The following is a 7,414-nucleotide window of genomic DNA, read 5'->3' as shown; positions in this document are numbered from 1 at the left end:
GGCGCATGGGGCTGGGAACCGAGATCGGCGAGGCGCTTCTCGCACTCGCCTTTGAGCGGCTGCGGGCCGACAATGTCTGGTGCAAGGTGATGGCCGGCAATGACGCCTCGGCAAGGCTTGCGCGGCGAATCGGCCTCCGGCACCTCAAGTCTCACCCGGACCATCCGGCGCAGCCGGGCCGCAGCGGGCTCGTGGAATTCTACGCCATGCCAGGGGCCGACTACTTCGACCGCGCCTACTGACGGCTCAACTCACCTGCAATTGCTGCGTGGCGGCTCACCGGCGAGCCGCCCGGCCAGCCAGCTGACGGCGCGCCGGTAGCCCGCATCCATCGAACCGCCATGCCCCTTGCCGGCAAGCGTCACATATTCGATCCTGGCGCCTGACCGGCAGGAGGTGCGCACGAATTGCGTGGTCACCTCCGGCTTCACGATGTCATCGGCCGCCCCCTGAATGATGAGGGCCGGCACACGGCTGTTGAACCTGAAGAGCGAGTTTGCCGCCATCAGGCCTTCCCACGTCTCCACCTTGCCCGGATCCTGCTTCAGGAAACCCTGTTTCAACCCCTTCTGGGCTGCCAGCGCATCGAGTTTGCCGCCCAGGTCATCCACACAACTGCGGCTCACTTCAGCGACCAGCGCCTCCGCGCGCCCGTCAACCAGCGGGCTGAGCGGCGCGCGATACTTGACGCTCCATGACGAGAGCGTGAAGGAGGCGAGAATGCGCCCCGGCACGCTGTCGAGATTGGCGCGCAGCAGCGTGGCAAGGTCGGTCGGCGGCGCGATGGCCGCCACGCCCTTGAGCGAAAGCTCCGGCGCATAGCTGTCCGCCAGCGTTGCAGCAAACAGCGCTGCGTGCCCGCCCTGGGAATAGCCCCAGAGTGCGAAGTCCCGGCCGCCGCCCACGCCCGGAATCTGCTTGGCGGCGCGCACGGAATCGATCGTGGCATAGGCCTGGCCCTTGCCCACCAGATAGCCGATCGGCCCGGCGGTGCCGAGGCCCGGATAGTCGGTTGCTGCCACCACCACACCCGCTGCCACGAGATCGTTCAGGCCGCCGATGGACTTGAGCGGTGTATCACGCAAGGAGGGGGCGCACTGGCGCGCAATCCCCGTCGTAGGGTGCGCCCAGGCCACGAATTTCCGCTCCATCGGAATGCGCGCCGCCTTGTCAGGCAGCACCACGAGTCCGGTCGATAGGATCGGCACCATGCGGTAATTGCGCGTGACATAGAGGATGCGCCAGGCCTTTGCGCGGTAGTTACGCGGCAAGGCGATGCGGTCATAGCTCAGCAGCGTTCCTGGCTCTTGCTGGGCAGCGGGGATGGGCGCGTCCTGCCGCTTCGGCTTCGCCTCCGCCGGCGGGACGAGCGGCAGTGCGGCGGCAGCCAGCACGGCGAAGGCGATTGCCAGCAATCTCACCGGTGTTCCTCCTGCCCGCCATGTCAGGCGGGCCATTGTCAGCAGTGCGCCATCGCTATCCTTAACTGACAAAATGGTCAACCCTGCCGTGCAGCTGGCTTATGCCAGTATGGCGCTGGCCCGCGTCTTGGCCTACTCTCCCCAAAAAACAGGGAGACATCACAATGAGCCAGAACAACACGCCACTCCGCGCCCGCCTCGAGAATGGCGGAACGCCGAGGATGAGGGGCCGCTTCGAGATCAAGTCGGAAACCGGCGTGCTGAAGGACGTGCTGCTCGGCCCCGCGGAAAGCTTCCGCTGGATGGGGCTGGAGAATGCCGCCTGGTCCTCGCTCGTGCGCGACACGATGCGCAAGGGCTACAAGTTCGACAAGCAGGTGGCCATGCGCCAGCACCGCGAAATGGTGGATGCCTACCACCAGGCGGGTGTCACCACCCACTTCCTGCCGCTGGACATGAACAACCCCTACCAGGTCTACTCGCGGGACTCCTCCTTCATGTCGCCCTATGGCGCTGTCGTCTGCCAGCTCGCCAATCCGCGCCGCCGCGGCGAATATGCCCCCGTGCTGCGCTTCTACCTCGAGAACAACATTCCGATCTACGACATGATCTCGGCGGGCAATTTCGAGGGTGGCGACTTCAACATCATCCGCGACGGTCTGGCGCTTGTCGGCTTCACCGACCACCGCACGGAAGAAGTGGCCGCGCGGCAGGCCGCCGAATGGTTCATCAAGGAAGGCTGGGAGATCAAATATGCCCCGATCGACCAGTTCTACGTCCACATCGACCTTATGGTCTGCATGCTGAACGAGCACTGCGCCGCCGTCTGCCTCGAAACCACCGAGGATGACATCATCGCCTGGCTCAAGTCCAAGAAGATCGAGATCATCCCCGCCACCTTCAAGGAGACGATGGCGCTTGGCTGCAACGTGGTGACACTCGGCGGCGACCGCGTGCTCTCCACCGAGAGCGCCAAGGACCTGAACGCCAAGATGCGCGCCGCGGGCTTCACCGTCTATGACCCGGACATGAGCATGTTCCTGCAGGCCGGCGGCGGCGTGCACTGCATGTGCCAGCCGCTGAACCGCGAGGCGGCGTAAAGATAGCCCTTGCATGATCCCGGCATCCCGGCAAAAGGCCGGGATGTCGGGGAGTGCGCGCGTGGCAGACGTCAAGGTGATCGGAGCAGGCCCCGCGGGGCTGATGGCGGCGGAGGTTCTGGCTGAGGCCGGGCACAAGGTCACCATTCACGACCACATGCCAGCCCCCGCCCGCAAATTCCTGCTGGCGGGCCGTGGCGGCCTCAACCTCACCCACTCCGAGCCGCTCGATACCGTCCTGGAGCGCTACGGCGAGGCGAAGGACTTCCTCGCCCCCGCCATCAATGCCTTCCCGCCGGACGCGCTCATCCAATGGGCCAATGGCCTCGGCATCGAAACCTTCGTCGGCTCCTCCGGCCGTGTCTTCCCGAAGCAGATGAAGGCTTCCCCCCTGCTCCGCGCCTGGCTGAGGCGGCTCGAGGGGCTCGGTGTGAAGCTTATCACCCGCTCCCGCTGGGAGGGGTTCGACGGCACGCCGACGATCCTGGCGCTGGGCGGCGCCAGCTGGCCGCATCTCGGCTCTGATGCCGCCTGGCTTCCCATCTTCGCGGCGAAGGGCATCACCGTTCACCCCTTCAAGCCTGCCAACAGCCGTTTCCTCGTCCACTGGTCGCCCATCTTCCGCAACAAGTTCGCCGGTACTCCGGTCAAGAACGTGGCCCTCACCTATGCCGGAAAGCGCGTGCGCGGCGAGTTGATGATCTCGCAGGAGGGGATCGAAGGCGGCGCCATCTATGCTGTCTCCAAGGGCCTGCGGGAGCATCCGGGCCACCCCCTCGTCATCGACTTCCGCCCCGACCTCACGGAGGAGGTCCTTGCCCAGCGCCTCGCCCGCCCGCGCGGCAAGGATTCGCTGTCGAACCACCTGCGCAAGGTTGCGGGCCTCTCCCCCGTCGCCATCAACCTGCTGCGCGAGACAGGCACAGCGCCCGATGCGAAGGGCATCAAGGCCATGCCCCTGAGGCTCGAACGCCCCGCCGGCATCACCCGCGCCATCTCATCCGCCGGTGGCGTGGCGCGGAGCGAGGTCGATGCGCATTTCCAGCTCATCAAGGCGCCCGGCACCTATTGCGTGGGCGAAATGCTGGATTGGGAAGCGCCCACCGGCGGCTATCTGCTGCAGGCCTGTTTCTCGACAGCGGTCCTCGCCGCACGCCATCTTGCATCGGAACTCGAAAAGGGATGAATTCCCGCCCATGGATCTCGACCTGAAGAACAAGACGGCCCTCGTCTGCGGTGCAAGCCAGGGCCTGGGGCTGGCCATCGCCGAAGCCCTGGCGCGCGAGGGCTGCAAGGTGGGCCTTCTCGCCCGCAACGCGGCAAAGCTTGATGCCCATGTGAAGGCCTTCGCAGCCGAAGGCATGAATGCCATGGCGCTGCCGGCTGACATGTTCGACTGGCCACAGCTGCGGATGGCGCTCGACAGCTTCGGAATGCCGGACATTCTCGTCAACAATTCCGGCGGGCCGCCGCCGGTGGATGTGACTGAGGTCAATCCCGATCTCTGGCGCAGGCAGTTCGAGGCCATGGTGCTGAACCAGATGCGCCTCAGCGAGGCGGTGCTGCCTGCCATGCGCGCCAAGGGCTTTGGCCGCATCCTGTCGGTTGCCTCAACCTCCATCGTGGAGCCCTTCGCCAGTCTTGCCGTTTCCAACTCACTGCGCGCGGCACTGGCAGGCTGGATGAAGACACTCGCGGGCCAGGTGGCGCGCGATGGCGTCACCGTCAACATGCTGCTCCCCGGCAGCTTCGCCACCGAGCGCATCGCGAGCCTCAACGCGCGTGAGGCTGAAGTGCGCGGCATCACCCTCCAGCAGGTCGTGGATGACTCCTCGGCGGAGATCCCGGTGGGCCGTTACGGAAAGCCTCCGGAATTCGCCGCCGTCGCGGCCTTTCTCGCCAGCCCGAAGGCCTCCTATCTGACGGGCCAGATGATCCGCATCGACGGCGGGGCGACGAAGTCCCTATGAGCCTGCTTGCGGATCTGCGCGCTGCCCTGGGTGAGGCTGCCGTGCTGGAAGGGCAGGACATGGGCGCAAAGCCCGCCTCCGACATGAGCTACACCGGCAACACCCCTCCCCGCGCCGTGATCCGCCCACGCAGCACCGGGGAGGCCGCAACCGCCCTCAGGCTCTGCAATGCGGCGGGTGTTCCCGTCATCGCGCAGGGTGGCATGACGGGGCTTGCGGGCGGTGCCAATCCGTCTGGCAACGAGATCGCCATCAGCCTCGACCTGTTGCGCGGCATCGAGGAGGTGGACACCGCCTCTGCCACCATGGTGGTGAAGGCCGGAACGCCACTGGAGGACTGCCAGCAGGCCGCAGCAGCGCACGGCCTGTTCCTGGCGCTGGACTTGGGCTCGCGCGGTTCCTGCCACATCGGCGGCAACCTCTCGACCAATGCCGGCGGCATCCGCGTCATCCGCTACGGCATGGCGCGTGAGCAGGTTCTGGGGCTCGAAGCCGTGCTGGCCGATGGCACCATCCTCTCCTCCATGAACCGCATGCTCAAGAACAACGCGGGCTATGACCTGAAGCATCTCTTCATCGGCTCGGAAGGAACCCTCGGTCTCATCACCCGCGCTGTGCTGCGCCTTCACCCGCCGCCGGGCGAGATCACCACCATGCTCTGCGCGGCCGCGACCTATGAAGAGGTCGTCGCATTGCTCCGCCGGGCGCAATCGGAACTCGGCAACATCGTGGCCTTCGAAGCCATGTGGCGCGACTATTTCCGGTTCAATGCCGATGCGCTGAAGCTCCGCTTCTTCGAGGCGGACCACGCTTTCTGCGTCATCGTCGAAAGCACCGCGTCACGCGAGGCGGTCGAAACCTTCCTCGGGTCATGTCTCGATGACGGCCTCATCGCCGATGCACTCGTTGCCACCTCGCATGCCCAGGCTCGCCAGATCTGGTCCGTGCGCGAGGGTCACCCCATCGAGGCGCTGCCGAATCTCCTGAACTTCGACGTGAGCCTGCCCATCGGCAGCATCGGGGATTATGCCGAGGCCTGCACCAAGGCACTGCTCAAGCGCTGGCCGCAGGCGCATGTGTCCTTCTATGGCCATGTGGGTGACTCCAACGTCCACATCTGCGTCTCCACCCTCTATGGCCCGGGTGAGGACATGCATAGCGTGGACGACATCGTCTATGGCGTGCTCGGTGCGTATCACGGTTCGATTTCCGCCGAGCACGGCATCGGCACCTTGAAGCGCCCCTATCTGCACCTTTCGCGCTCACCGGAGGAACTGGCGCTCATGCGCCGCCTCAAGCAGGCGCTGGACCCCAAGGGCATCCTCAACCCCGGCAAGGTGATCTGAGGTGCTGCGCAAGCTCATCGGCTCGCACGTGGCGCTGTGGCTCCTGCTGCTGCTGCCCGCCGCTGTCATGCTGTGGCAATTCTTCTTCGGCCTGCGCAGCTGGGGCCTGCTCCTCGACCAGTCCGGCGAATGGGCCGTGCGCCTGCTCATCCTCACCCTTGCCGTCACGCCCGTGCGCCTGCTGATGAAGCAGATGGGGCTCGGCCCGCACTGGCCGATGTGGCTGTTCAAGCGCCGCCGTGACCTGGGGCTGGCCGCCTTCCTCTATGCCGCGCTGCATCTCGGCGCCTATCTCGTCCGCCAGTCGAACCTGCATGTCGTGCTCTTCGACCTTCAGTACATCGAATACACCATGGGATGGCTGGCCTTCGCCACCATGCTGGCGCTGGCGGTCACGAGCAATGACCGCGCCGTCCACGCACTCGGCCGCTGGTGGAAACCGCTACAGCGCCTGGCCTATGTCTCAGCCGCCGCCGCCGCCCTCCACTGGTTCTGGATCAGGCTCGACCACACGGGCGTCTGGCTGCATTTCCTGCCACTCGCGGCGCTGGAAGCCTACAGGCTGCTCCATAACTTCGCGCGCCCTTCCGGCATGAGGCATTAGCGCGCGTTCCGACCAGGTGGAATCACCTGGTCGAAAAGAACTCGCGCAAGATCAATTGCTTGAGCATGATCTTGCCGCAAAAGTGGTTTCCACTTTTGCGGATCATGCTCTAACGCGCCGCATCCTGAAGAATGATCTCCGCACCCCGCCAGCCCATCATCATCGCGGGCGCGTTGGTGTTGCCCGCGATCAGGTTGGGAAACACCGAGGCATCACACACGCGCAGGCCCTCGATCCCATGCACACGCAGCCTTGCGTCAACAACCGACGCCGCCTCCTCCGGACCCATGCGGCAGGTGCAGGAATGGTGATAGACCGTGCCGCTGCGCTGCCTGAAGTCGTGGATGATCTGCTCATCCGTCTTGACCTCCGGCCCCGGGCGAAGCTCTTCGGCCATCAGGCTCTTCAGCGGCTCATGGGAAGCGATGACACGCAGGAACTTCACCGCCGCCAGCATCTCCTCCACATCCGAATTGGTGCCATAGGCGTTGAACGACACCTTTGGATGGGTGAACGGGTCGGGCGATGTGATCATCACCTCGCCCGTGCTTGTGGGGCGGCAGTTGCTCAAACCCAGCGATAGGCCTGAGAACGGATCAGGGTTGAGGATAGGCCGCTCGCCGGCCTTGGGGATCAGCGTCGAGAAGGCCTGCATATAGAGCTGCATGTTGGGCCTCGTCATCTCCGGGTGCGTGCGGAAAAATCCGCCGCCCTGGTTGATGCTCAAGCTGAGCGGACCTTTGCGCAGCAGGATGTATTCGATCCCCGCCTTCAGCTTGCCCCACCATGGGCGGAGCTCGTCGTTCAGCGTGGGCACCTTCATGCGCCAGGTGTAGTTGATGCCGTGGTGGTCCTGCATCTTCGCACCCACATTGGCATTGTCCTTCACCACCGGAATGCCCAGCGACTGCAGCAGCGCGCCGGGCCCGATGCCGGAGAGCTGGAGAAGCTGCGGCGAGTTGATGGCGCCGCC

Annotated in this window: 8 protein-coding genes; 6 read left to right on the top strand and 2 right to left on the bottom strand. The window is 65.2% G+C overall.

The window, feature by feature from the left end:
* The coding region (locus ACILRA_RS17075) for a GNAT family N-acetyltransferase (protein WP_395663269.1) at positions 1-242 on the top strand (242 nt) is incomplete at its 5' end.
* Positions 243-251: 9 nt separating this feature from the next.
* Here ACILRA_RS17075 and ACILRA_RS17070 read toward each other — a convergent pair.
* Positions 252-1,421: an alpha/beta fold hydrolase gene (locus ACILRA_RS17070; RefSeq protein WP_395663268.1), complete on the bottom strand. Its 1,170-nt coding sequence runs from the start codon at positions 1,419-1,421 to the stop codon at positions 252-254.
* Between the two features lie 164 nt (positions 1,422-1,585).
* Between ACILRA_RS17070 and ACILRA_RS17065 the strand changes: the two genes are divergently transcribed.
* From ACILRA_RS17065 to ACILRA_RS17045, 5 genes are read left to right on the top strand one after another with little or no spacing between them, the layout of a single operon-like run.
* A complete protein-coding gene (locus ACILRA_RS17065; protein WP_395663267.1) occupies positions 1,586-2,521 on the top strand; it encodes a dimethylarginine dimethylaminohydrolase family protein in 936 nt (311 codons plus the stop codon).
* A gap of 43 nt (positions 2,522-2,564) precedes the next feature.
* Positions 2,565-3,707, top strand: coding sequence for an NAD(P)/FAD-dependent oxidoreductase (locus ACILRA_RS17060; protein ID WP_395663270.1), 1,143 nt, complete (start codon positions 2,565-2,567; stop codon positions 3,705-3,707).
* A 10-nt stretch (positions 3,708-3,717) separates the two neighbouring features.
* On the top strand, positions 3,718-4,491 hold the full coding sequence (locus ACILRA_RS17055) for an SDR family oxidoreductase (RefSeq protein ID WP_395663266.1): 774 nt from the start codon (positions 3,718-3,720) through the stop codon (positions 4,489-4,491).
* Positions 4,488-5,837: an FAD-binding oxidoreductase gene (locus ACILRA_RS17050; protein WP_395663265.1), complete on the top strand. Its 1,350-nt coding sequence runs from the start codon at positions 4,488-4,490 to the stop codon at positions 5,835-5,837. The genes ACILRA_RS17055 and ACILRA_RS17050 overlap by 4 nt, the downstream gene beginning before the upstream one ends.
* A gap of 1 nt (position 5,838) precedes the next feature.
* On the top strand, positions 5,839-6,441 hold the full coding sequence (locus ACILRA_RS17045; RefSeq protein ID WP_395663264.1) for a ferric reductase-like transmembrane domain-containing protein: 603 nt from the start codon (positions 5,839-5,841) through the stop codon (positions 6,439-6,441).
* Between the two features lie 109 nt (positions 6,442-6,550).
* On the opposite strand, the gene ACILRA_RS17040 is transcribed toward ACILRA_RS17045, so the two are convergent.
* Positions 6,551-7,414: GMC family oxidoreductase (locus ACILRA_RS17040; RefSeq protein ID WP_395663263.1), on the bottom strand; the 864-nt coding region annotated here is incomplete at its 5' end.

Origin of the sequence: Aestuariivirga sp. (assembly GCF_044239095.1) — a bacterium.
Taxonomy (GTDB): Bacteria; Pseudomonadota; Alphaproteobacteria; order Rhizobiales; family Aestuariivirgaceae; genus Aestuariivirga.
The sequence above is the reverse complement of the archived record's forward strand: the minus strand, read 5'-3'. Positions and strand labels throughout refer to the sequence as shown.